At 65.9% G+C, this 24,865-nt stretch carries 23 protein-coding genes; 8 read left to right on the top strand and 15 right to left on the bottom strand.

Translation table 11 applies throughout. The features are described from left to right. Window positions 1–24 precede the first annotated feature (24 nt). From AC20117_RS04840 to AC20117_RS04830, 3 genes are all read right to left on the bottom strand, one after another. Window positions 25–1,479, bottom strand: coding sequence for a 2-hydroxycarboxylate transporter family protein (locus AC20117_RS04840; RefSeq protein WP_074700744.1), 1,455 nt, complete (start codon window positions 1,477–1,479; stop codon window positions 25–27). Between the two features lie 114 nt (window positions 1,480–1,593). After that, window positions 1,594–2,613, bottom strand: coding sequence for an NAD(P)-dependent oxidoreductase (locus AC20117_RS04835; protein ID WP_074700745.1), 1,020 nt, complete (start codon window positions 2,611–2,613; stop codon window positions 1,594–1,596). Window positions 2,614–2,747: 134 nt separating this feature from the next. After that, on the bottom strand, window positions 2,748–3,818 hold the full coding sequence (locus tag AC20117_RS04830) for an isocitrate/isopropylmalate dehydrogenase family protein (RefSeq protein WP_074700746.1): 1,071 nt from the start codon (window positions 3,816–3,818) through the stop codon (window positions 2,748–2,750). A gap of 402 nt (window positions 3,819–4,220) precedes the next feature. On the opposite strand from AC20117_RS04830, the gene hpaE reads away from it, so the two are divergent. Both hpaE and hpaD read left to right on the top strand, forming a co-directional pair. Beyond that, window positions 4,221–5,741, top strand: a complete 1,521-nt coding sequence (gene hpaE / locus AC20117_RS04825; protein WP_074700747.1) for a 5-carboxymethyl-2-hydroxymuconate semialdehyde dehydrogenase — start codon at window positions 4,221–4,223, stop codon at window positions 5,739–5,741. Between the two features lie 142 nt (window positions 5,742–5,883). Further along, complete coding sequence (hpaD, locus tag AC20117_RS04820) at window positions 5,884–6,957, top strand: 3,4-dihydroxyphenylacetate 2,3-dioxygenase (protein ID WP_074700748.1); 1,074 nt, start codon at window positions 5,884–5,886, stop codon at window positions 6,955–6,957. 405 nt (window positions 6,958–7,362) lie between these two features. On the opposite strand, the gene AC20117_RS04815 is transcribed toward hpaD, so the two are convergent. The 5 genes from AC20117_RS04815 to AC20117_RS04795 form a co-directional block, all read right to left on the bottom strand. Continuing rightward, complete coding sequence (locus tag AC20117_RS04815; RefSeq protein ID WP_074700749.1) at window positions 7,363–7,692, bottom strand: metal-sensitive transcriptional regulator; 330 nt, start codon at window positions 7,690–7,692, stop codon at window positions 7,363–7,365. 88 nt (window positions 7,693–7,780) lie between these two features. Continuing rightward, window positions 7,781–8,026, bottom strand: coding sequence for a YHS domain-containing protein (locus tag AC20117_RS04810; RefSeq protein WP_074700750.1), 246 nt, complete (start codon window positions 8,024–8,026; stop codon window positions 7,781–7,783). Window positions 8,027–8,062: 36 nt separating this feature from the next. Then, window positions 8,063–10,375, bottom strand: coding sequence for a heavy metal translocating P-type ATPase (locus AC20117_RS04805; RefSeq protein ID WP_074700751.1), 2,313 nt, complete (start codon window positions 10,373–10,375; stop codon window positions 8,063–8,065). Window positions 10,376–10,441: 66 nt separating this feature from the next. Then, entirely contained in the window at window positions 10,442–11,413 is a 972-nt protein-coding gene (locus AC20117_RS04800) for a DUF8832 domain-containing protein (RefSeq protein WP_074700752.1), read from the bottom strand. Then, window positions 11,410–11,622, bottom strand: coding sequence for a heavy-metal-associated domain-containing protein (locus AC20117_RS04795; protein ID WP_074700753.1), 213 nt, complete (start codon window positions 11,620–11,622; stop codon window positions 11,410–11,412). Before AC20117_RS04795 ends, AC20117_RS04800 begins: the two co-directional genes overlap by 4 nt. Window positions 11,623–12,146: 524 nt before the next feature. On the opposite strand from AC20117_RS04795, the gene AC20117_RS04790 reads away from it, so the two are divergent. Then, window positions 12,147–12,599, top strand: a complete 453-nt coding sequence (locus AC20117_RS04790; RefSeq protein ID WP_074700754.1) for an OsmC family protein — start codon at window positions 12,147–12,149, stop codon at window positions 12,597–12,599. 697 nt (window positions 12,600–13,296) lie between these two features. On the opposite strand, the gene AC20117_RS04780 is transcribed toward AC20117_RS04790, so the two are convergent. The 5 genes from AC20117_RS04780 to AC20117_RS04760 form a co-directional block, all read right to left on the bottom strand. Further along, window positions 13,297–14,565, bottom strand: a complete 1,269-nt coding sequence (locus tag AC20117_RS04780; RefSeq protein WP_074700755.1) for an MFS transporter — start codon at window positions 14,563–14,565, stop codon at window positions 13,297–13,299. A gap of 101 nt (window positions 14,566–14,666) precedes the next feature. Beyond that, entirely contained in the window at window positions 14,667–15,020 is a 354-nt protein-coding gene (gene trxA / locus AC20117_RS04775) for a thioredoxin (protein WP_074700756.1), read from the bottom strand. Between the two features lie 57 nt (window positions 15,021–15,077). Beyond that, complete coding sequence (locus AC20117_RS04770; RefSeq protein ID WP_074700757.1) at window positions 15,078–15,962, bottom strand: sulfite exporter TauE/SafE family protein; 885 nt, start codon at window positions 15,960–15,962, stop codon at window positions 15,078–15,080. A gap of 32 nt (window positions 15,963–15,994) precedes the next feature. After that, window positions 15,995–16,291, bottom strand: a complete 297-nt coding sequence (locus AC20117_RS04765; RefSeq protein WP_074700758.1) for a rhodanese-like domain-containing protein — start codon at window positions 16,289–16,291, stop codon at window positions 15,995–15,997. Between the two features lie 87 nt (window positions 16,292–16,378). Beyond that, the gene (locus AC20117_RS04760; RefSeq protein WP_211482336.1) at window positions 16,379–16,915 is read right to left on the bottom strand and encodes a rhodanese-like domain-containing protein; all 537 of its coding nucleotides are present in this window, start codon (window positions 16,913–16,915) and stop codon (window positions 16,379–16,381) included. A gap of 177 nt (window positions 16,916–17,092) precedes the next feature. Here AC20117_RS04760 and AC20117_RS04755 point away from each other — a divergent pair, with 177 nt between their 5' ends. Continuing rightward, window positions 17,093–17,350 (top strand): metal-sensitive transcriptional regulator, encoded by a 258-nt coding sequence (locus AC20117_RS04755; protein ID WP_074700760.1) that lies wholly within the window; start codon window positions 17,093–17,095, stop codon window positions 17,348–17,350. A 436-nt stretch (window positions 17,351–17,786) separates the two neighbouring features. Here the strand turns inward: AC20117_RS04755 and AC20117_RS04750 are convergent, their stop codons facing one another. Further along, window positions 17,787–19,196, bottom strand: a complete 1,410-nt coding sequence (locus AC20117_RS04750) for an MBL fold metallo-hydrolase (RefSeq protein WP_074700761.1) — start codon at window positions 19,194–19,196, stop codon at window positions 17,787–17,789. 374 nt (window positions 19,197–19,570) lie between these two features. Then, window positions 19,571–20,503: a LysR family transcriptional regulator gene (locus AC20117_RS04740; RefSeq protein WP_236777444.1), complete on the bottom strand. Its 933-nt coding sequence runs from the start codon at window positions 20,501–20,503 to the stop codon at window positions 19,571–19,573. Between the two features lie 153 nt (window positions 20,504–20,656). Here AC20117_RS04740 and AC20117_RS04735 point away from each other — a divergent pair, with 153 nt between their 5' ends. From AC20117_RS04735 to AC20117_RS04720, 4 genes are all read left to right on the top strand, one after another. Further along, complete coding sequence (locus AC20117_RS04735; protein WP_074700764.1) at window positions 20,657–22,027, top strand: MFS transporter; 1,371 nt, start codon at window positions 20,657–20,659, stop codon at window positions 22,025–22,027. A 52-nt stretch (window positions 22,028–22,079) separates the two neighbouring features. After that, on the top strand, window positions 22,080–22,877 hold the full coding sequence (locus AC20117_RS04730; protein ID WP_074700765.1) for a 3-hydroxybutyrate dehydrogenase: 798 nt from the start codon (window positions 22,080–22,082) through the stop codon (window positions 22,875–22,877). A gap of 176 nt (window positions 22,878–23,053) precedes the next feature. Beyond that, window positions 23,054–23,833, top strand: coding sequence for an electron transfer flavoprotein subunit beta/FixA family protein (locus AC20117_RS04725; RefSeq protein ID WP_074700766.1), 780 nt, complete (start codon window positions 23,054–23,056; stop codon window positions 23,831–23,833). A gap of 46 nt (window positions 23,834–23,879) precedes the next feature. After that, on the top strand, window positions 23,880–24,860 hold the full coding sequence (locus AC20117_RS04720) for an electron transfer flavoprotein subunit alpha/FixB family protein (protein WP_074700767.1): 981 nt from the start codon (window positions 23,880–23,882) through the stop codon (window positions 24,858–24,860). Window positions 24,861–24,865 lie beyond the last annotated feature (5 nt).

The following is a 24,865-nucleotide window of genomic DNA, read 5'->3' as shown; positions in this document are numbered from 1 at the left end:
GATCACCGGTTTCTTGTTTCCGTTTCAGAGGGCCAGCATCGGCACCATCAGGGAGGTGAGGAACAGTACCAGGGTGCCGCCGATGCGGTTGGTGATCGCCGCAAACGGCATCAGGTGCATGCGTTCGGAGGCGCTGAGGACCGAGACGTCGCCGGATCCGCCGGTGTCCGCCATGACGAGTCCGGGGACGATCGCCACCTCCACGAAGTTGAACTTCACCAGCCAGCCGATGATGCCGGAGGACAGGCCGGCCACGAGCACGCACAGGAAGGTCAGGATGATGAAGGCCGGGTCGGCCAGGGAAACCAGGACCTCGTCGATCTTGATGTAGGTCAGGGAGACGCCCACCAGCAGGGCCGGGACCAGCACGGCGTTGATGAGGTCGCCCCAGTCGGTGGCTGACTCCTCGAGGTCCTTCGGCAGCCAGCCGGTCAGCTTGAGGGTCACCATGATGATGATGGCCCAGGCATAGGGATGCAGGAAGGTCAGGTACGCTCCCATCAGCTCACCGACCACGAAGATCACGGCGGCGAAGAGCAGGCCTTTGCCCAGGGTGATGTAGGTGGAGTGGTCGTCCTTCTTCGGCATCGACAGGTCCCGGCGGTTGCCCTTGACCCGGATCAGGTCGCCGTTGCCGGAGAAGCCGGCGAACAGGGTCGGGCGGTTCTTGCCCAGGCCGTTGAGCAGGCCGGCGAAGATGATGCAGAAGACGTTGGCCAGCACAACGGCGGACATCAGATCGCCCATGAAGGCGGAGGCGTCCTGCCCTGTGCGGGCGGCGTACATCTCGGACATCGGCAGGGCTCCCAAGCCCAGGCCGCCGGCCATGATGGGCGCTGCGACCAGCAATATGCCCTCGATGAAGCCGTTGCCGAAGACCATCGACACCGCGCCGATGACCAGGAACGTTACGGTGATGGTGCCAAGCACCGGGACGGCGAAGCGCGGCCCGGCCTTCACCAGCAGCGCACGCGGCATGCCCAGGATGGAGCCAGCGATGATCGCCATGACGAAGAAGTCAAGGAAGCCCTGCTCATCGATGAAGGTGCTGGCCACCGTGATGATCTGCTCCGGGACGAGACCGAAGAAGGCCAGTGTGGCCGGGGCGAAGGTGCACAGGATGGTCGGCAGACCGAAGTCGCGGATCACCGGCACCCGGTTGCCGAGCCAGATGAACAGGCCGCCCAGCAGGATCGTCACGGCGAAGCCGGACAGCATTGACGGCGGCAGTGTCCCGGTCACGGCCGCGGTGAGCACAGCGGCGGACATGATCAGGTACAGCGCGATCGGCACGCTGGCGATCCGCCTCCAGCCGGCACCCGGGTGGTGCACGGCGCCGCGGCCGTCGACGGTCTTGTCGACCGGACGGGCCAGGACGGACTCCGTGCTGGCGTTGGTCTCCTGCTCGAGCGCCTCGCGCGCGTCGCGCCGGGCGTCGTCGCTGGTACCCGATGGCTCTTGGGTCGAGGTGGTGTACATGGTATTCCCTTTCATCAGGGTCAGGTCAGGCGGTATTTCTGGGGTCAGGTGCAAACAGTTGGCAGAAGCGCCGTAGCTACTCCGCTGCTGATGAAGACCGCAGGCATTGGTGCGCTAGACTCGCGCGGCTCCTCCGACGAGTTCCAAGGAGGCAGGGCTGTTGGCCGCTCGTTTTGTCGCCGTCACGACCCCGCTGGGCATGCCGCCGCGTAGGACCGTATCGAAGTTCTGCCACACGGTCGCGATCCTCCGCTGGACGTTTTCCCAGCCGACGCCTGCCATATGAGGCGTGCAGACCACCTGCTCCAAATTCAGCAGTTCGCTGGCAGTGTCCAATGGCTCTCGCGCAAAGACATCGAGTCCGGCCCCTGCGATGCGACCTTCGCGCAGACACTCGATGAGCGCGGCCTCATCGATGACCTCACCGCGCCCGACGTTGACGAGAACACCGCTGCGCTTCATCAGCGCCAGTTCGTTCCGCCCGATCAACTGGTCGGATTCCGCATTCAACGGAAGACTCAGGCAGACGACGTCGGAGATCGCCATGAGCTCCTCCAGCGTGACGGGGCGCGCCGGGATGAGCTCGGAAACGGTCAACGGGATCTCGGCGTTGTCATAGAAGACCACGTTGGCGCCGAAGCCGTGGTGCACGATCTTGCCGACCCAGCGCCCGATATTTCCGAGGCCGACGATCCCGACTGTCTTGTTGTACAGCTCCGAGTAGGACATCTCGTCCAGGTCGGGGCGCCATTTCCCCTCGCGCATCAACTGCATGGAGGCCGGAATCCGCCGCAGACATGTCAACATCAACGTAAGCGCATGCTCCGCGACGGAGATGGAATGGGTCTTCATCTGGGCCACCGGGACACCCAGGTCGTTCAGGACTGTCAGCGGCAACTGCCCATAGCCGGAGCTCATGTACTGAATGAACTTCACGTTCCGGGCGGCCCGGAACACCTCTTCGGGAACCTCGACGCCCGAAATGAGGAAATCGGCATCCGCAGCTTCACGGCACATGTCTGCAACATCCGCCCCTGCCGGCATCACCGTGATGCTGAAGCCGTCAGGCGTGGAATCCACGAGGCGGTCAATATAGTCCTTCAAAGGGTTGAGGAACAGAACCTTATATGTCATTGGTGCGCACCTTTCGTACGTCAAGATCTGGCGACTGCTACACGGGAATCTGACTGATCAGACAGTGTGCATCGGGGGAGCGACGACCTGCCTGTGACCTGGGCCGCACGGTGTGCGCGCCGCCCAGGTTTCAACTACGCAGGCAAGGCACTGACGATGGCGTCCACCACTTCCTGCGTGCCCGCTGTCCCGCCGAGGTCGCGTGCACGAGGGCCTGTCGCCAGCGTTGACTCGACGGCGCTTTGAATGGTCTGTGCCGCCTTGGTGCAGCGGTCGTCCTCGCGGCGCTCGCCCAGCCACTCCAGCATCATTGCGGCGGACAGGATCATCGCCGTCGGATTGGCGATCCCCTTGCCCGCGATATCGGGCGCGCTGCCGTGAGACGGCTGGAACACGCCATGTGTCAGACTGACGTCGGCAGAAGGCGCGACGCCGAGACCGCCGACGAGGCCGGCTGCAATCTCTGAAACAATGTCGCCGAAAATGTTCTCCGTGACGACGACGTCGTATCGTTCCGGGTTGGTAACCATGTACATCGAACCCGCGTCAATGTAGAACTTTGCATTGCCGATATCGTCGTTCTTCGCGGCGACCTCGTCGAACACCTTCTCCATCAGGACGTTGCTGCGCAAGGCATTGGACTTATGCAGCAGGGTCACATGCCCGGGGGTTCCACGCTTGCGGCGCGCGCGGGCCTGGGAGAACGCAACATCGAAAAGCTTTTCGCACGTGGCCCGGGTGATCGTCATGCGGTCACTCGCGCTCTCATCGCTGGGCTCGTGCTCATCGGCCAGCCCTGCGAACATCCCTTCGGACGTTTCGCGGATCACGAGCATGTCGACGTTCTTCGCCTTCACAGGGCTCTCAACGCCGGGAAAAAGCCGAACCGGCCTCAGGCTTGAGAAGAGTCCGTAGTGCGCCCGCATTTCAACCTGGGCGCCCAATTCGAGACCTTCCGGTCCGCGCACGTCGGGCAGCCCCATGGCGCCGAACAGCACGGCGTCCGCCTTGCCGATCTCATCCATGTCGGCAGCAGTGATCTTCCGTCCGGTACGGCGGTATAGGTCTGCACTGAAGTCATGGAAGGTGTAGTTGATCTCCAGTCCGTAGCGCGCTTCGCATTCCTTCAGCACGGACAGGGCTGCGTCAACAACTTCAGGGCCGATTCCGTCGCCGGGAATGACAGCAATTTCGTAATCAGTCATAGTTCTTCTTCCCTGCTCTTACACGAGCACTTCTGTGTACGGCGATCAGCCGGAGTCAAGAGCTTCGCTTTCGCGATGCCCCCGGCCCAATGTTCCCACCTAGTAGGAACTGATGCTTTCTGAGTGGGAAGACTCTAGCACGAGGTGGTGGTGCTCACAAGATTCTGGAAAGAGTCGTTCTGGGTGGCCCGGAAGAGGCGAGGCGGCCATAAGGCGGAGCAAGGTTGCTGGGTGACGCAGTGTCGAGGCTTGGGGAAGGCTGGGCGCCTTCATGGCGCGGTTCGCGTAGCTATTGACAGCAGCGCGTGTCTTCGGTCACCATGGATCGTATACGATTTCAAATCCGAAACGTTCTCGCCCTTGGAAGAAAACCCCTCGAACGAGGGGGGAAGGATCACGCCCGTGAGCAAGCACTTTGTCCCGGAGAACCTGCCCGGCCACATCCAGCACTACATCGACGGCAAGTTTGTCGACTCCATCGGCGGCGAGACCTTTGAGGTCTTGGACCCGGTATCCAACCAGACTTACGCCACGGCTGCGTCCGGCCAGACGGAAGACGTGGACCTCGCCGTCGCGGCCGCTAAGCACGCCTTCAAGGAAGGCCCGTGGCCGAAGATGCTGCCCCGCGAACGCTCGCGAGTGCTGCACAAGATCGCCGATATCGTCGAATCCCGCGACGACGAACTCGCCTACCTCGAGAGCTACGACTCCGGCCTGCCGATCACCCAGGCCAAGGGCCAAGCCCGCCGCGCCGCCGAGAACTTCCGCTTCTTCGCCGACCTCATCGTCGGGCTGGAGGACAACGCGTTCAAGGTGCCCGGTCGCCAGATCAACTACGTAAACCGCAAGCCGATCGGCGTCGCCGCGCTGATCACGCCGTGGAACGTTCCTTTCATGCAGGAGTCGTGGAAGCTCGCCCCGGCACTCGCAACTGGCAACACCGTTGTCATGAAGCCGGCCAGCTACACGCCGCTCTCCGCCGCGCTGTGGCCCGAGATCTTCCGCGAGGCAGGCGTGCCCGAGGGAGTCTTCAACCTGATCTTCGGCTCCGGCGGCGTCGCGGGCGACTACCTCGTGAAGCACCCGGATGTGCCGATCGTTTCGTTCACCGGTGACAGCTCGACCGGTGCCACCATCTCGACCGCTGCCGCACCCCAGTTCAAGAGCCTCTCGCTCGAGCTTGGCGGCAAGAGCCCGGCTGTTGTCTTCGCCGACGCCGACATCGAGGCCGCCCTCGACGCCACTGTCTTCGGTGTGTTCAGCCTGAACGGCGAGCGTTGCACCGCCGGCAGCCGCGTGCTCGTGCAGCGCGACATCTACGATGACTTCGTGGCTCGCTTCGCCGAGCGCGCGAAGAACATCGTGGTGGGCCTCCCGAGCGATCCCGGGACCGAGGTCGGCTCGCTGGTGCACCCCAACCACTTCGACAAGGTCATGAGCTACATCGAGATCGGCAAGTCCGAGGGCCGCCTTCTCGCCGGCGGCGGTCGTCCCGAGGGTTTCCCCACGGGCAACTACGTTGCACCGACCGTGTTCGCCGACGTCGCCCCCGATGCCCGGATTTTCCAGGAGGAAATCTTCGGGCCTGTCGTTGCGATCACCCCCTTCGACACCGACGAAGAGGCGCTCGAGCTCGCGAACAACACTAAGTACGGTCTCGCAGCCTACGTCTGGACGACGAATTTGAAGCGCGCGCACAACTTCGCACACGCCATCGAGTCGGGCATGGTGTGGCTGAACTCGAACAATGTGCGCGACCTGCGCACCCCGTTCGGCGGCGTCAAGGCCTCGGGCCTCGGACGCGAGGGCGGCTACCGCTCGGTCGATTTCTACACCACGCAGCAGTCGGTGCAGATCACCCTCAATGAGGCCCACTCGCCCAAGTTCGGCGTTGAGGCCAGCAAGGAAACGGGCGACGCCTAATTGCTTGTCCGGCTTGCTCCGGACGCTTGACCGGGGCTGACGCCGAGCCCAGACCTCCGTCGCTAGCGTCGGCCCCCGAAGGGAGTGGGCCCAGGTCCATGGGCCCACTCCCTCACCAATCCAAAAATTCGAAGGAACCATTATGAGCAACGAAATTCCCAAGCCCAGCGTCCCTGCTCCGGACATTGTCCGCTGCGCGTACATGGATTTGGTCGTCACGGACCTGGCCAAGTCCCGCGAGTTCTACGTGGATGTCCTCGGTCTGCACGTGACCGAAGAGGACGAGAACACCATCTACCTGCGCTCCTTCGAGGAGTTCATCCACCACAACCTGGTGCTGCGCAAGGGCCCGGTCGCCGCCGTTGCCTCGTTTGCCTACCGGGTGAAGTCCCCGGCCGAAGTGGACGCCGCCGAGGCGTACTACAAGGAACTCGGGTGCCGCACCGAGCGCCGCAAGGACGGCTTCTCCAAGGGCATCGGCGACTCCGTCCGCGTGGAGGACCCGCTGGGCTTCCCGTACGAGTTCTTCTACGACGTCGAGCACGTCGAGCGCCTCACCCAGCGCTACGACCTCTACAGCGCCGGCGAACTGGTCCGCCTGGACCACTTCAACCAGGTCACCCCGGACGTCCCGCGCGGCCGCAAGTACCTGGAGGACCTGGGCTTCCGCGTCTCCGAAGACATCAAGGATTCCGACGGCGTGACCTACGCGGCCTGGATGCACCGCAAGCAGACCGTCCACGACACCGCCCTCACCGGCGGCGACGGCCCGCGCATGCACCACGTTGCCTTCGCCACGCACGAAAAGCACAACATCATCCAGATCTGCGACAAGATGGGCGCCCTGCGCATCTCTGACCGGATCGAACGCGGCCCCGGCCGTCACGGCGTCTCCAACGCGTTCTACCTGTACATCCTGGATCCGGACGGCCACCGCATCGAGATCTACACCCAGGACTACTACACCGGCGACCCGGACAACCCCACCGTCACCTGGGACGTCCACGACAACCAGCGCCGCGACTGGTGGGGCAACCCGGTGGTCCCGTCCTGGTACACCGAGGCCTCCCTGGTCCTGGACCTGGACGGCAACCCCCAGGAAGTCATCAAGCGCACCGACGCCTCCGAAATGGCCGTGACCATCGGGGCCGACGGCTTCTCCTACACCCGCGAACCGGGCGAAGAGCGCGGCTTCAAGGTCGGCGCACAGCTCTAACAAAGCTCTCGCAAAGATCGACGGCGGGGCGCGGCACAATGCCGCGCCCCGCCGTCGCACGTTTAAGGCGCGGCCAGCACTAATATGAACCGGCTTCTTCCAGGGTGCGATTGCCGAAGCGCTCGGCGGCGTCGACATTGCATTCTTTATCGGTATCCCGGTCGGTTGCGTGATCTCCTGGCTCCTCTGCCGGAGCCAGGACGTCGAGCATGCAATGTCAGACCAATGGTCGGAAGTGGAACAGGTTCATCCACGCGGCTCACCTGAGAACCCCGGCAGTACCGGGCGGCTGGGAGGGCTACATCCCCGTACTTCAACAGAGCGCGAGGTAACTCTGGCTGGCGGCTTTGGCGGCTTAAAATCCGGAGCCTGGGCCGCGTTGGTCAGGGAAGAAGGCCGCGGGTGTCAGGAGCGGACGAAGCGGGCGATGGCGTCGGAAGCTTCCTGGATCTTGGCTTCGGCCGCCTCCGGGCCGAGATGGGTTGCGTCGAGGAGGCAGTGCTTCATGTGGTCGTCGAGGAGTCCCAGCGCGACGCCTCGCAGGGCGGAGGTCAGGGCAGAGATCTGGGTGAGGATGTCGATGCAGTACTGCTCCTCGTCGACCATCCGGTGGATGCCTCGGGCCTGCCCTTCGATCCGCTTCATGCGGGCGAGGTAGCGGGCTTTGTCGGAGATATAACCGTGGGCTGTATGGCCGTCGACGGTGGTGTCCGCAGTGGCAGGGGTGGTGTCCATGGTGGCTCCTGGTCTTTCTTTCTTGGCGGTCTGCGAGGCCCGGGGCCGTCTAAGTGCCGGCCCCGGACCTGCCAGGCCGGGTCGGGCGTCAGCCCGCGTTTGCGTAGGTGGCCGGGTCGGCGTCGAACTTCGGTCCGCAGCCGGCGCAGCAGAACCAGTATCGCTGGCCATCGTAGTCGCGGAACAATCCCTTGGCCTCGGCATCGGCCTTGTCGACCGGTGTACCGGCCATGACCGGGCACCGGGCGAGCGAGTCGGCCTGTTCGGGGCGTGTGGTAAGGGTCAGGTCCTCGGCCGTGGTGTTCGTAGCGTTCGAGCTGCAGCAGCTTCCCATGGTGTTGGTTTCCTAGCGGTGGGGGTGGGTGGTGGTTCAGGCGCTGATCGGTGCAGGCGCAGGGGTGGAAGTCGAGGACTGCCGGGTTGTTGCCTTGCTCTTGAAGGAGCGCAGGCGCAGGCTGTTGCCGACGACGAAAACGCTGGAGAACGCCATGGCGGCGCCGGCGAGCATCGGGTTGAGCAGGCCGAAGGCGGCCAGCGGGATCGCAGCGACGTTGTAGGCGAAGGCCCAGAACAGGTTGGTCTTGATCGTGCCCAGGGTCTTGCGGGCCAGGCGGATCGCGTCGGCGGCGGCGCGGAGGTCACCGCGGACGAGGGTGAGGTCGGCGGCCTCGATGGCCACGTCGGTGCCGGTGCCCATGGCCAGTCCGAGGTCGGCTTGGGCCAGGGCGGGGGCGTCGTTGACGCCGTCGCCGACCATGGCCACGATTTTGCCCTCTTTTTGGAGCCGGGCCACGACGTCGACTTTGTCCTGAGGCAGGACCTCGGCGATGACCTGTCCGATGCCGACCTGCGCGGCGACCTGTTCCGCCACGGCCTGGTTGTCACCGGTCAGCAGTACCGGGGTCAGTCCCAGGGCCTTCAGTTGCCGGATCGCTTCGGCGCTGGTGGCCTTGACGGCGTCGGCCACGGTCAGCACGCCGCGTACCGCGCCGTCCCAGGCAACGACGACGGCGGTCTGTCCGGCCGCTTCGGCGTTTGCCTTCGCGGCGGCGAGGTTCGCGTCGATGGGCAAGGACCAGTCGGTCGTCAGCGAGGTGCGTCCGACCAGGACGAGGTGCCCGTCGACGATTCCCTGCACGCCCTTGCCCTCGATGTTCTTGAAGGACTCGGGCACGGGCAGCTGCCCGGTGCGTTCGGTGGCGCCCTTGGCGATGGCCTGAGCGATCGGGTGCTCCGAGGAATCCTCGACTGCACCGGCGAGGCGCAGCAGTTGGTCCCGGTCGGTGCCTTCGGAGGTGTGCACGTCCTGCAGGGTCATCTTGCCGGTGGTGACGGTGCCGGTCTTGTCCAGCACGACGGTGTCGATTTTGCGGGTGGATTCGAGCACTTCCGGGCCCTTGATCAGGATTCCCAGCTGGGCGCCGCGGCCGGTACCGACGAGCAGTGCGGTCGGGGTGGCCAGGCCCAGGGCGCAGGGGCAGGCGATGATGAGTACGGCCACGGCCGCGGTGAACGCTGCGGTGGCCGGGAATCCGGCGCCGAGCCAGGCGGCGAGCGTGCCCACGGCGATGGCGATGACGATGGGCACGAAGATGCCGGAGACGCGGTCGGCTAGGCGCTGCACCTCGGCCTTGCCGGACTGGGCGTTTTCCACCAGCTGGGCCATCTGCGCCAGCTGGGTGTCGGAGCCGATGCGGGTGGCGCGGATGACCAGGCGGCCGCCGGCATTGACGGTGGCTCCGGTGACCTGGTCGCCGGCCTCGACCTCGACCGGCACGGATTCGCCGGTGAGCATCGAGGCATCGACCGCGCTGCGGCCGCTGACGACGGTGCCGTCGGTGGCGATCTTCTCTCCGGGGCGGACCACGAACTCGTCCCCCACGGTCAGCTGGTCGGTGGGGATGCGGGTCTCGGCCCCGTCGCGCAGTACGGCCACGTCCTTGGCGCCGAGCTCCAGGAGGGCGCGCAGGGCGGCACCTGCCTGGCGCTTGGAGCGTTTCTCGAAGTAGCGTCCGGCCAGGATGAACATGATTACCCCGGCGCCGACCTCCAAGTAGATGTTGTTGGCGCCGTTGGTGGGGGCGACGGTCAGCTCGAATGGATGTGTCATGCCCGGTGTCCCGGCGGTGCCGAGGAACAGGGCGTAGAGCGACCACAGGAACGCGGCGGTGGTGCCCATGGAGACCAGGGTGTCCATGGTTGCGGTGCCGTGGCGCAGGTTGGTCCAAGCGGCCTTGTGGAACGGCCAGCCGGCCCAGACGATCACCGGTGCGGCCATCGCCAGGGACAGCCACTGCCAGTAGGGGAACTGCAGTGCGGGGGCCATCGCCATCGCGATGACCGGCACCGACAGGATGATGCTGCCGATCAGCCGGTGCCGCAGCGCGACCAGTTCGGTGTCCGGCTGCTCCCCGCCGGCCTCTGCGGACTGCTCCTTCCGTGCGGCCGGGACCGCGGCAGTGTAGCCGGTCTTCTCGACCTCGGCGACCAGGGCCTGCGGGTCGAAGCCGGCCGGGGCACTGATGCGGGCCTTCTCGGTGGCGTAGTTCACCGTAGCGGTGACACCCTCGAGCTTATTGAGCTTGCGTTCGATCCGGTTCGCGCACGAGGCGCAGGTCATCCCGCCGATCTCGAGTTCGATGTCGGTGCCTGGCGCCTTGGACGGGGCCGTAGATGCAGACATTGCATACTTCTTTCCCCGATGAGCCCGGCCTTCGAAGCCGGGCGTATCAGTGATGGTAGGGGTGGGTCAGTGGCCGCCGTGCCCGTCGCCGGCGGTGCCGGCGTCGGTCGCGGTGTGGATGGATCCGGTGGTGTCGAGGACGAACCGGGCAGTGTGGACCTTCCCGTCGACCTGGAAGTCGAAGTACAGGTAGTAGCGGCCCAAAGTCGGGGCCGTGGCTGCGAAGCCGACCGCCGGCCCGGACACTTCGCCCTCTGCCGGCTCGGCACCTTCGGGGTGGACGTGCAGGTAGGCCAGATCCCCAGCGCGCAGGGCGACCAGGTGCCCGTAGGCACCCAGATAGGGTTCCAAGGTGGTGACCGGCTGCCCGTCGCGGGTGACGTTGATGGCCAGCGCCGACGCCGCGCCCGCCGACAGGCCGCCCTCCAAGGAAACCTCGAACCCGTTGACCTCGTCGGTGATGCTTACTTTAGGGGCGGCCGGGTTGAAGGTTCCGGCCACGTCGACGGTGCGAGTCAGCGTGATGTTGCTGTCCGCTCCCGCCGGCGCAATGTCGGCGTAGAGCCGGTAGGTGCCGGCCGCATCCCATTGCCAGGGCAGGGACCAGCGCCCGGCCTGATCCATCACCGGGTGCACATGACGGTAATTGCTTCCGTCGGAGCGCACCACGATCAGGTGCAGGTCCTTGTCGTGCCCGGTCTCGAAGTCGGTGACCGGCGCCCCGTCGGGGCCGGTAATCGTGAACGAAAGCTCCCCTTGCTCACCCGTAGCGGAAGGCGCGGAGACCTGCTGCAGAACATATCCACCCTGTTCGACGGTTACACCCTGGACGGGGTGGGCGGAATGGTTTCCACCGGTCCCGGTTGCCTCGTGGTTCATATCCTCTCCTTCTGCTGCTGTTGTCTGTCCGTGTCCGGCGGGTTGTGCCCAACTGCTTGCGATTTCGGCCGGGACCAGGACATCCGCGGCGGCAAATGCTCCGGCGAACACCACGGCCAGACCTACGCCGTAAGCTCCCAGTCGACCGGCGGCATTCACTTCGACCGCACACCCTGGTAGCCAGCCGCCTCGAGGGCGGCAATGACGGCGGCGTCCTGGACAGGTTGGTTGCCGGTGACCACGAGCCTGCCGGTCCGGTGGCTTACCTCGACGCCCTGGACGCCGGAGACCTCCTGGACCTCCTCCCGGACGGAGATTTCGCAGTGCCCGCAGGTCATTCCGGTCACTAAGTACTCAGTGGTGTTCATTGTCGTATCCCTTCCCGCTCTGATACCCGTAGGGGGTAATTGCCACGTCTCTAGATATACCCGTAGGGGGTATGCATGTCAAGGCGGTGCCCGTGTGGGACCTTGAGCCTTCAACAGCAACCTCGTCCGGCTGGCAGGTTTTCGCCTGCACTCAGCGCCATCGCGCATGACTGGCCCGTCCTCTTTGGAGGTTGGGGCAGCGGTGGTGGGTCCGAGTCCGCCAGGGCCTCGCTTACGGAAGTGCCCGGGTGGGGGCCGGATGGAATGCTGAATCCAGCCAGGAGCGGTCAGGGGGCTGCCACTAGGGTCAGGTGTCCCTCGGGGGTAAGGCGTGGAGGGGGGCTGCGAATTGAATGCGGCCCGCCTATTTCCCCAAGGGCCCCACCCCGTTGTTCCACACTTCAAACAACCGACGGCTCCGCTGTTTGACATACCCGGAGGGGGTATGTTTGAGTGTGCATACCCCCTTGGGTATGCGCCCGAGAGGTGGGGAGTAAAGAACCACTAAGAGATTCGAGAGTGTCATGGCCACTGAGCCCCTTCCAGCATTGACCGCGGAACGCACCAGCCCCGCCACGTACGTCGCCCGTAACGGGCGAGGCGCAGAACTTCGCATCGGCGCGCCCGGCGCCGAAGATTCCTTCAGCCCGGTAGAACTGCTGCAGGCAGCCGCCGCAGGATGTGCAGCGCTGTCGGCCGAGGCTCAACTCGTCAATCGACTTGGCGACGACTTCAACGCAACCGCGACGGTCGAGGCATTCTTAAACTTTGACGAGAACCGGGTTGAAAGACTCGTCACCCTGATCGATACCGACATGTCGGAGATCGATCCTGAAAAGCGCGACAAACTCATCGCCAGCGCTGAACGTTCCATCGACCGGCTGTGCACGGTCAAACGCACCCTCAACCAGGGCGCCGAAAACATCACCGAGGTGCGCGTCGAGAGCCCCGTCGCTGCCCGGCAGGACCGCGTCTAACCGGCGCGGTCCGACGCGGTCGCCCCCTTCTCAGTTAGAGACGGCCGCTCCTTCAGCGACGGTAACGGGCGAACCGGGACGGACCCCGCCCAGCGGCGCTTGGCGGACTGCTCGGAGCGCCAGAAGCCCCCGGCCTTGTACAGCGACGGCCTGCACCGAGCCCATCCAAACGGCGGCCGCTTCGGACAGTGGCGCGCACCTCTGCTGGTAGGTCGGGAGTAAAGGCGATCTGTTCGACGGCGAGAGCATCAATGCGGTCGCCGCAGCGGGTGCGCAGACGGGGCCGCCCAGCCGCATTATGCCGCAGGCCAGCCGCTCCGCTACCCGCTCGGCGAGGGCCTCCTGACATTGGAATGCTGGGAGGGCCCGGTCCGTTGTATTAGTCCAGTTGCAGGCGGTCGGTCAGTCCGGCCGCTGCGAAGGCGGAGACAAGCTCGTCACGGTCTTCGGTGATGTGGGCCAAACTGTCCACGTGGGCCGGAATGACGCCACGTGGCACCGAGGAGAACCGCGACCTCGGCGGCTCGGGCGTCGTCGAGGTTGTCGGGGTGCTCGTCGTGGGAAAGCAGCACCGCATCTATCGATCCCAGCCAGTGGGACGTCCTTGTCGGCAGCAACTGACGGATCACCCTTAGAACGGGCATATGCACTGTCGTCGGTGTCCGGAATGACGGCGACTTCCATGTGCGCGCAAGCGTCAGCGACGGATGGTGGTCTTCCGCAGCAGGGTGATGGATGCGGCGACGATGAGCAGTGCTGCCATGGAACTGATGCCGGGGAACCCGATGGCAGCCATGATTGGTCCGGCCGCGGCGCTGCCGGCGGCACCGGCCAGGGACATCGTGGCGTCGGAGAAGCCCTGGGCGGGTACGCGCTGGGCCGGGGTCAGGGTGGAGACCAGCAGGGTGGAACCGGCGACGGTGGCCGCGGACCAGCCCAGTCCGAGCAGGATCAGCCCGGCGGTGACCACGGTCATGTTCGAAGGCAGCAGCCCGGTCAGCGCCACCGCGGCGATCAATGTTCCCATCCCGGCCAGGACGGTCTTTGCGGCGCCGATGCGGTCGGTGAGCCAGCCCATCAGCGGGGAGAGGGCGTACATGCCGGCGACGTGGAGGGAGAGGGTGAAGCCGATCAGGGCGATGGTGTCGGGGTGCCCGGCCGCGTGCCCAGCGTGGTGCTGCATATGCAGTGGGGTCATCGACATGACCGCAACCATCACCGCATGCGCGGCAACCACTGCGATCACCGCTCCACGGGCGGTCGGATGTTCGCGCACGACCTGCCACCCGGCCCGCCACGACCCGGAACTCTTCTTGCCCGGCTGCAGGTTGTCACCATCGAGAGCCCGGCGGGCCAGCAAAGGATCCGGGCGCAGGAACAGTGCGACGATGCCTGCGCCGATAACCATCCCCGCAGCCGAGATCAGGAATGGTCCGGACAAGGCCGGAATGCCCAGCCAACCGGCCAGCACAGCGCCGGGCCCGACCATGTTGGGTCCGGCAACGGCGCCGATCGTGATCGCCCAAACCACCAGGGAGAGGTCTCGTCCCCTGCGGGCCGGCTCGGCCAGGTCCGTGACGGCGAAGCGCGCCTGCAGGTTCACGGCCGAGGCCAGGCCGACCATTAGCGCTCCGGCCAGCAGCAGCACGAAAAGCCCGGTAACCACGGCGCCAATGATCAGAGCGGTGCCGGCGATGGCGCCAGCCAGCCCGGTGGCCAGGGCGACGCGCCGCCCGCGGGCCAGGGCCAGTTGGGACAGCGGGATCGCCGTGGCGGCGGTGCCGAGGGTCAGGGCAGTGTTTACGGAACCGGCCCAGGTTTCGGACCCGGACAGGTCGACAGCCAGGATCGACCCCAGGGACAGGGTGGAGCCCGTGCCCAGCCCGGAGAATATCTGGGCGGTCGACAGCGTCCGTACGATGCGGCGCTGGGCGGATCCGGTTGTCGATAGTGCGGTGCTGTTCACAGTGGGAGCCTTCCAGAGGCGGGGAGGAGCGTCACCGCCTGGGTAGGACGGTGACAGCGTGGTCGGAGTCTCGGGCGGTCAGCTTAGGACTGGCGCTCGGTTTATCTGGCGGTCCCGGTCTGGAGTTGGGCCATGTCGAGGTTCTTGACTGCCGTGATGACGCCGTTGAGGCCTGCTGCCGGCAGTGCCCCGGGCTCGGAGAAAACGAGTACGCCGTCGCGGAAGGCCATCAGCGTGGGGATGGAGGTAATGCCCGCGGCCGCGGCAAGACCCTGTTCGGCCTCGGTGTCGACCTTGGCGAAGACGATGTCGGGGTGCTGAGCGGAGGCGGCCTCATAGACGGGTGCGAACATGCGGCAGGGGCCGCACCAGCTGGCCCAGAAGTCGATCAGGACGATGTCGTTCTCCCGGATGATCGGGGCGAAGTCGTGCTCGGTGATGTCAATGGTGGCCATGGATTTCTCCTTTTGAATGGTTACGGGGCGGGTTGAATGGTTGTGGGGCGGCCAGGGTTAGCGGGCTTGTGCCGGCTCAACCGGGGTAGGGGTTGTGCGCAAGGGGCACCTGGGGATCGCGAACCGGCAGGTGAGCGCGGCCAGTGCCAGTGCGGCGGCGGTGACGGCGAGGATGATGTTGGCCGGCGCGGGGAGTTCCTGGACAAGGACGAAGACGCCCATGGCCAGGACGAAGATGCCGAAGCCCTTGCGCAGTACTGCTTCGGGCATGCGGCCAGCGAGGCGGGATCCGACGATGGAGCCGGCGATCGCGACCGCGGTGACTGCGGCGACGAGGCCCCAGTCGAGGCTGACGGTGGTGAGGTAGCCGCCGAGCCCGGCGAAGGATTTTAGGGCGATGACGATCAGTGAGGTGCCCACGGCGACGGGCATGGCGAGGCCGCCGAGGAGGGCGAGGGCCGGTACGACGAGGAAGCCGCCGCCGGCGCCGACGAGTCCGGTGACGAGGCCGACGACGAGGCCTTCAAGGATGACTTTGAGGACGGGCAGTTCGCTGTTGTGGGTGGCAGCGGCCTTGTTTTTGCGGCCGCGGATCATGGCGATGGAGGTGGCGACCATCATGAGGGCGAAGGCGATCATGAGGATGGTTCCGGGGATGTGTCCGCCGAGCAAGCCCCCACCGAACGCTCCGGCCATGCCTGCGGCGCCAAAGATCAGGCCGGTACGCCATTTGACGCGGCCGCTGCGAGCGTGAGTAATGGCGCTGACGGCCGACGTCGCGCCGACAACGAAGAGGGAGGCGGCGATGGCTTCCTTGGGGTCGAGGCCTGCGACGTAGGTGAGGATGGGAACGGTCAGGATGGAGCCTCCGCCGCCGAGCAGGCCGAGGGAGAGTCCGATGACGACGGAGAGCAGCAGGGTGGCCGTGAGCGCGACGGTCATGCGAGTGGTCCTTTCTTCTGCCGGGTCCCGGGTCAGCGGGTGGGCAGGCCGGCGGCCTGCCAGGCGATCATGCCGCCGGTCATGGTGTCGGTGGTGTAGCCGGCGGCGTTGAGGGCGTCGGCGACGCGGGCGCTGCGGTTGCCGCTGCGGCAGACCACGACGACGCGGCGGGTGCGGTCGACTTCATCGAGGCGGGCGTTGAGTTCGCCCATGGGGATGTGCCGGGCTTCGGGGATCATGCCTTCGGCGGTTTCGAAGTCTTCCCGGATGTCGAGGATCTGGTCGAGGGTGCGGCGTGCATGGGTGTCGTCGATGGTGGTCTCTGGCATGGCGCGCTCCTAAGGTGCATGCAGGCCGGTTGGAGGTGGTTCCCGCCCGGGCGGGGCCAGGGCGGGAACCGGCTCAGGGGAGGGGGGTCAGGCGGAAGCGGCGGGCAGCTGCCGGATGGCGCTGTCGGCAGTGGGTTCGGCCGCGGTCTTGTTCCAGGGCATTTTGGACAGGGCCTTGCCCATGGCGCACGTGTTCGTCGCCGCGGAGAAGGTCAGGCCGGCGCCGATGGCACCGGCTAGCAGGCGCAGCCTGGGGGAGATGAACTTGCCGGCAAGGAGAGCGCCGAGGACGAGGGAGCCGGCTGCCATGCGGACCTGGCGTTCGAGATCCCAGCGCTGGGCGCCGCGGACAACATCGCCGCCGGCGGCAGCGAAGCCGGGTACGCCGCCGGTCAGCACCAGGGCGGAATCGATCCCGGCGGCGCCCAGACGCTGGCGGGCCTGCTCGGCGCGGACACCGGACTGGCAGACCAGGACAACGCGCGCCCCGAGGCGTTCTACGAGTTCGTCGGTGTGCTCGGAAAGCAGCGGCAGCGGCACGTTGTAGGAGCCGCGGATGTGCATGGTCTCGAATTCGGCGGCGGAACGGACATCGATCACGGTCAGGTCCTCGTGCTTGTCCATCCGATCACGCAGCGTCTGCGCGTCGAGGGCGGTCACGGTCAAAGTTTCAGAAGCCAACGGGGGTCCTTTCCAAGGAAGCGGAGGTGTCGCCACAAGTCTGCCATATACCCATGGGGGTATGCAAGACACCCATGGGGGTATAGAATGGAGGAAGACTTTCACCCCGAGGAGAACACCATGCAGCTCGACAGCACCGAACTCACCCCGGTCATTAACCGGCTCAAGCGCGCCCAGGGCCAGCTGGCCGCCGTGACGCGGATGCTGGAGGAGGGCCGCGACTGCAAGGACGTGGTCACCCAGCTCGCCGCCGTATCCAAGGCACTGGACCGGGCAGGCTTCGCGATCATTTCCACCGGCCTGGAGCAGTGCCTGGCCAAGCAGGATAACTCGATGGACAAGAAGGAACTGGAAAAGCTCTTCCTCTCCCTGGCCTGACCGGCCGGACTGGACGACGGCGGCCCCGCGCGGTGGACTGCGCAGGGTCGCCTTTTTTGTGTGGCATGGGCGTCCGTGGCTCGGAGTGCCGGGTCCAACCCGTGCGGGGCGGGAGCGTTCGTACATTCTGGCTGCCACGTTGGTGGCAGCGTGCAGGCCCAGCAGATCAGCGGTAATGCCGCCAAGGGCGGCGCCGACCGCCTAGCCGAGGTCGCGCCAGACCCGGTAGATCCCGACCGCCCGGCCTCGCCACGCCGCAGTCCCAGTCCGGCAAAGATCAGCATCAGCGGGACTGGCACTGCGAAAAGTCAACCGCCGAGCAGTACGGGCTTGCGGCCGTACCGGTCCAAGAGCGCGCCGGCGGCGTAGTTGGCGGTGTAACGCCGGATGGGCCTGCACTTTCGTGCGGGCCCATCCGGATTGTGCCTGCCGCGGCTTAGCGGGCCGGAGCGTTCTCCCCGGCCTTCTGCCAGGATTCCCAGGCGGCGTAGCTGCCGTCGAGTTCGACTACGTTGTAGCCCGCGCGGCGCAGGGTGCTTGCGGCGACGGAGTTGCGGACCCCGCTCTGGCAGTACGTCACGATGGGGCCGTCGGCCGGAAGCTGGTCCAGGTTCCAGAGCACCCGGCCGGCGCTGAGCTGCTCGGAGCCGGGGATGTGGCCTGCGGCGTGCTCGCTCTTGTTTCGCACGTCCAGGACAAGGGCGGCGTCGAAGCCGTCAAGTTCCTCTGGCCGGATCAGGGCCGGAACCGTTGTGGGCAACCCGTCCAGGCCCGTGGTGTAGCCGGCGATATTGTCGATGCCCACGCGCACGAGATGGTCCCACATTTCCTGTGCGGCGTCCTGGTCGGGGGCGAGCAGGACCAGCGGGCGATCATCGGTCTCCGGGTCGTAGGCCCAGGCGCCGAAGCTGGCGGCCTTGTTGCCGGCCGGGATATTCAGGGCGCTGGCCACGGTTCCTTCATGGACTTGCGCGTTGGGGCGGGTGTCGACAAACGTGACCTTGTCGGCGGCCAGGTCCACAGCGACGGCCTGGTTGTCCAGTTCGGGCAGCGGGCCACGTTCGCCAAGAACCTCTGGGCCGAGGCGGTTCTGGCGCTTCATCCGGCCGAAGTAGGCGTGCGCGTCGGGCTGGCCGTCGAGCAGTTCATCGATGAAGCCTTGCTCGTCGTTAGCTGCCAGGTACTTGCCCCACCAGGCGTACAGCCGCTCATAGCCGACTGTCGTGGACGGGATAGCGCCGAGCGCCTTGCCGCAGGCGCTGCCAGAACCATGGCCCGGGTGCACCTGGACGTGGTCCGGCAACGTGAGGAACTTTGTCCGTAGGCTGGCGAAGAGCTGCTTCGCGCCTTCGAAGCGGGTGTCTATGCCGCCGGCGGCCTCGTCCAGCAGGTCCGGGCGGCCCAGGTCGCCGGCGAAGACGAAGTCGCCGGAGAGCAGGTAGCCGGGCTGATCGCTGAATGCCCCGTCGGTGACCAGGAACGAGAGGTGTTCGGGCGTGTGTCCGGGTGTGTGCAGGGCCTGGATAGTGATGTTTCCGATCGAGATGGCATCGCCGTCGTGCAGGCGTTCGGCGTCGAATCCATACTGCCAGTCCGTCCCGCCTTCGCCGGAAATGTAAATGCCGGCGCCGGTGGCTGCGGCCAGTTCGCGGGTTCCGGAGAGGTAGTCGGCGTGGATGTGCGTCTCGGCCACGGCCACGATCTTCATCCCGTTGGCCTTGGCCAGGTCGAGGTAAACATCGATGTCGCGGCGGGCGTCGACCACCACGGCTTCGCCCTTGGCCTGGCAGCCGATGAAGTAGCCGGCTTGGGCCAGATCCTGGTCATAGATTCGCTCGAGCAGCATGTCGTCTCCTTGTCGTTTGCCAACACCCCTTGGGGGTATCCGTATGGCAACAACGGTAATACCCTTGGGGGTATCTACGCAAGTCCCGTTCCATTACTTCTTTATACCCATGGGGGTATGTAGAATGGCGAGTGCTGCCAGTAAAGCGGCTACTTACCATAAAGCGATGGAAGGACTTATATGTGCCGGACGGCGACATGCCAAGAATGCGGAAAGGCAACGTGGGCAGGCTGTGGAAACCATGTTGACCAAGTGATGCGTAACGTTCCGCAGTCCCGCCGCTGCACCTGCGCTACCGGTGCGAGCCGGCAGTCCGGCGTCGCCTTCGGTTGGATCAAGGAACTCTTCGGCCGGCGACGCACCCGCCGTCGTTCTCAGTAATCCAGAGGTTCGCGGCCCAGCAGGGCGTCTTCGACGGCGGCCGTCCGGCGGCGCAGCGCCTCGGCCACGGCGGCGACGGCGGGCTGGCGCAGCGAGTCCGGCCGCAGCACCATCCAGTAGGGGAGGCGTTCCTGGAAGTCCTCCGGCAGAAGCCGCACTAGGTCCGGGTGGCGGCCGGCCATAAAGCAGGGCAGGAAGCCGATCCCGGCGCCGGCCCGGGTGGCCTCGACGTGGACGAAAACGTTGGTGGAGCTTAGTGAATCCAGCATGCCGGGGACCAGCCGCCGCGGGGCATCCAGATCGTCCACCTGCAGCATCGAGTCGACGAAGTACACCAGCCGGTGCTCGCTGAGTTCCGCGACGCTGGCGGGCGTGCCGAAGTCCTCCAGATAGCGGCGCGAGGCATACATTCCCAGCATGTAGTAGCCCAGCCGGATTGCCTCGGCCCGGTGCACCTGCGGCTCGCCGACCACCACCTCCAGGTCCAGGCCGGAGCGGTGCTGCAGCGCCCGACGCGTGACGTTGACAATCTCCACGCTGAGGTTCGGGTGCTTCCGGCGCAGCTGGGCCACCGCCGGCGCGATGATGAACGCACTGAAGCCGTCGGTGGCGGAAATGCGTACGACGCCGGCGATCTGGTCCGCTTCTTCCTCACCTTCGTTGATGGTGGCCACCGCGGTCTCCACGTCCTCGGCGGCCCGCACGGCCCGGCGGCCCAGGTCCGTGAGCTCCCAGCCGCCCACGGTGCGGGCGAGCGTCCGGCCGCCGAGGCTCTTCTCCAACGCGGTAATCCGGCGCGAGACGGTGGTGTGGTTCAAACCCAGGCTCTCGGCCGCCGTCGTAAATCTTCCGGTCCGCGCCACGGCGAGCAGGATCAGCAGGTCGTGGGGGTTCGGGGCGGCGGCGCCGGGGGATTGGCTGTTCATATCTGCAATTGTGCACTTCATCTCTGCGCAACTGGTCATTGATGCACAGCAGCGGCTATGTCCATACTCGGTAAAGCCGTTCTGTGTGCTGGAACACAGGACCCCGCAACGCCGATGTCAACGCTGACACCTGCAGAACAAAGGAGTGCGCCGATGAGCGTCAACAAGCCGACGTCCCCGGAGACGGAGAAATCGGGACTGAAAAAGATTGTGGCCGCCTCGATGGTGGGCACGGTGGTGGAGTGGTACGAGTTCTTCCTCTACGCCACCGCCGCCTCGCTGGTCTTCGGCCAGTTCTTCTTCCCCAACGCCAACACGGAGCTGGACGGCATCATCGCGGCCTTCCTGACCTACGCGGTGGGCTTCATCGCCCGTCCGCTCGGCGGCATTGTGTTCGGCCAGATCGGCGACAAGCTTGGCCGCAAGCACACCCTGCAGGTCACCATCATCATGGTCGGCGTGGCCACGTTCCTCATGGGCTGCCTGCCCGGCTTCAACTCCATTGGCTACTGGGCGCCGGCGCTGCTGGTAATCCTGCGCTTCGTCCAGGGCTTCGCCGTGGGCGGCGAGTGGGGCGGCGCCGTCCTGCTGGTGGCCGAGCACAGCCCGAACAAGTCGCGCGGGTTCTGGTCCAGCTGGCCGCAGGCCGCCGTTCCGGTGGGCAACCTGCTGGCTACCCTGGTGCTGCTGGGCATGTCCTGGATCCTCCCCTCGGATCAGTTCCTCAGCTGGGGCTGGCGCGTGGCCTTCTGGGTGTCCGCATTCATCGTCATCATCGGCTACTACATCCGCACCCACGTCAACGAGGCACCGATCTTCCTTGAAGCCCGCGCCCAGGTGGAAGCCGACAAGGCCGTCAGCTACGGCGTGATGGAAGTTGTGAAGAAGTACCCCAAGGGCATCTTCGGCGCCATGGGACTGCGCTTCGCCGAGAACATCCTCTACTACATCATCGTCAGCTTCACCATCGTGTACCTCAAGACCGAGCACGAGTACGACACGAGCCAGTTGCTGCTGGCGCTGCTGGTGGCCCACGTCATCCACTTCATTGTGATTCCGCAGGTCGGCCGGCTCTCCGATGCCTTCGGCCGCAAGCCGGTGTACTTGGCCGGTGCGGTGCTCGGGGCCAGCTGGGCGTTCTTCGCCTTCCCGATGTTCGATACCCAGAACCCGTTCATCATCATCGCCGCCGTGACCATCGGCCTGTGCTTCCACGCGCTGATGTACGCGGGCCAGCCCGCCATCATGGCTGAAATGTTCCCCACCCGCATGCGCTACTCCGGCGTCTCCCTGGGCTACCAGGTCACCTCGATTATCGCCGGTTCGATGGCGCCGATCATCGCGACCGCGTTGCTGCAGGACTTCGGCTCCTGGGTCCCGGTGGCCATCTACGTGGCGGTGGCCTGTGCCATTACCGCCGTCGCGGTGATCACGCTGAAGGAAACCCGGGGCGCTTCCCTGCACGATATTGACGACGCCGACGCCCGCAAGCATGGGCTGAACACCGCCCGCGTCACCAACTGAGCCAGTCCGCGCCCGCAACAAGCACCAACCTGCTCTACGTAAGGGAACTTTCATGACCAACGAAACCGAACGGACCGACCTGTCCGCCGCACAACCACTGGCGGGCAGGCGGGCCCTGGTCACCGGCGGCGCCAGCGGGATCGGCTTGGCCGTGGTGCATGCCCTCGCGGCCCGCGGCGCCCACGTGGTCGTCGCGGACATGGACCAAGCCGGCGCCGAAACGGTGGCTGAGGAAGTCGGCGGCTCCAGCCGGGCGGTCGATCTGCTGGATCCCTCGGCCGTCACCGACGATCGGCTTACCGAAGCGCTCGACGGCGTGGACATCCTGGTCAACAACGCCGGCATCCAGCACGTCAGCCCGATCCAGGACTTCAACCCGGAGGACTTCCGGAGGATCCTGACCCTGATGCTGGAGGTCCCGTTCCTGCTGGTCCGCGCGGCGCTGCCGAAGATGTATGCGCAGGGATTTGGCCGCATCATCAACGTTTCCTCGGTGCACGGGCTGCGCGCTTCCCCGTTCAAGTCCGCCTATGTAACGGCCAAGCACGGGCTCGAAGGCCTGTCCAAGGTCACCGCGCTGGAGGGCGGCGAGTACGGCGTGACCAGCAACTGCGTCAACCCCGGCTACGTCCGGACCCCGCTAGTGGAGAAGCAGATCGCTGACCAGGCACGGCTCCACGGCATCCCGGAGTCCGAGGTGCTGGCAAAGATCATGCTGACCGAAAGCGCCATCAAACGCCTGGTCGAGCCGAAGGAAGTGGCCTCACTGGTGGCCTGGCTCGCCAGCGACGATGCGTCAATGGTCACGGGCGCCAGTTACACCATGGACGGCGGCTGGTCCGCGCGCTAAACGGCGCTTCCCGCAACAAAGTTACGTACGACGTCGGCACTCGGCTGGGTTTTCCACCCACCCGAGTGCCGGCGTCGTTTTGTTGCGGTCACGCTCCGGAACTCGTCGAGTGCGCCGGGCGGGGGCAGATAGACTGCTGATAAACCGGACCAACTCGTGAGTAAGGAGAGCCCGTCATGAAGATTGTCGTGTTGGCCAAGCAGGTCCCGGACACTTGGTCGGACCGCAAGATCAACCTGGAGACCGGCATGCTGGACCGGGAAGCCTCCGAGCCGGTGCCGGATGAGATCAACGAGCGTGCCCTGGAAGTCGCGCTGCAGTTCAAGGATGCGAACCCCGACGCCGAGATCGTCGCGCTGTCCATGGGACTGGAAGATACGACCAAGACGCTGCGCAAACTGCTGTCGATGGGCGCCGACTCGGCTGTGTTGGTCACGGATCCCGCGCTGGCCGGATCGGACATGGTCCAGACCTCGCGGGTGCTGGCGGCTGCGGTGCAGCGGATCGCCCCTGACCTGCTGGTCGCGGGCAATGAGGCTACCGACGGCCGCGGCGGGATGGTTCCGGCGATGGTCGCGGAGATTCTGGGCTGGCCGGTGCTGCCCAGCCTGGATGAGGTGGCCATTACCGCCGAGGGCGTCTCGGGGACAACGCAGGTGGACGGCGGCTCGCTCAGCCTCAGCTCCGGGCTGCCGGCGGCCATCTCTGTCACGGAGAAGTCCGCCGAGGCGCGCTTTCCGAATTTCAAGGGCATCATGCAGGCCAAGAAGAAGCCGATGGAAACCTGGTCCCTGGCGGAGCTGGGCATCCAGGCCGGCCCGGATGCGGCCCCGGTTCGCTCGGTGATGGTCTCCGCCGAAGCGCGCCCGCCGAAGGAAGCCGGTCCGAAGGTCGTCGACGACGGCACGGCGGCCAGCCAGCTGGCCGAGTTCCTCGCCGCCCAGCGGTTGATCTGACCGCACACCTGACTTGATGACCTGATTGACCGGAAGGGCACACATTATGGGAAACATCCTGGTACTGATCGAAACCACCGCCGCAGGTGCGTCGAAGCCGACGGCGGCCGCCCTGCTCGGCGCGGCCGCAGCCATCGGCACACCGGTGGCCGTGGCGGTGACCCCGCCCGGGCAGGGCGCGGAACTGGCAGCGCAGCTGGGCTCGCTGGGCGCCGCCCATGTCTACCTGGCCGAATCCGACACGGCGACCGCCGAGCTGGGCACCGCGGAGGTCGGGGCCCTCGCCGACGCGATTAAGGAGTACTCCGCCCAGACGGTGCTGGTGTCGAATACCAATGACTCCAAGACTGTCGCCGGACGGCTGGCGATCGTCGCCGGCGGCTCCGTGGCCGCCGATGCCGTCGGTGTGCGCTACGACGAAGAGGGGCAGGAGGTCATCGTAGAGCACTCGGTGTTCGGCGGTGACTTCACCACTCAGTCGACGATCGAGGGCGGCCTGATGATCGTCACGGTCCGGCCGGGAACGATTGAGGCGCGGGCGGAGGCAGTGACCGAGCCGCAGGTCAAGACCGCTGCGGTGTCCACCGCTGCTGCCCCGGGAGCGCGGATCGATCAGGTCACTGATGCCCCGGCCCAGACCGATCGGCCGGCGCTGCGGGGCGCCCAGACTGTGGTTTCCGGCGGGCGCGGACTGGGCTCGAAGGAGAACTTCGCCCTGGTCGAGCAGCTTGCGGACAGCCTCGGTGCCGCGGTGGGTGCGTCCCGTGCGGCCGTGGACTCGGGCTACGTGCCCCAGTCGTTCCAGGTGGGGCAGACCGGCGTCTCGGTGACTCCGGACCTGTATGTGGCACTGGGGATCTCCGGTGCCATTCAGCACCGCTCCGGCATGCAGACGGCTAAGACGATTGTGGCCATCAACAAGGACGGGGACGCACCGATCTTTGAGATCGCCGACTTCGGCGTAGTTGGCGACGTTTTCACTGTGGTACCCCAGTTGATCGACGAGATAAACGCGCGCCGCGGCTGAACCTG

It is taken from the genome of Arthrobacter crystallopoietes (assembly GCF_002849715.1).
Lineage (GTDB): Bacteria > Actinomycetota > Actinomycetes > Actinomycetales > Micrococcaceae > Crystallibacter > Crystallibacter crystallopoietes.
The sequence above is the reverse complement of the archived record's forward strand: the minus strand, read 5'-3'. Positions and strand labels throughout refer to the sequence as shown.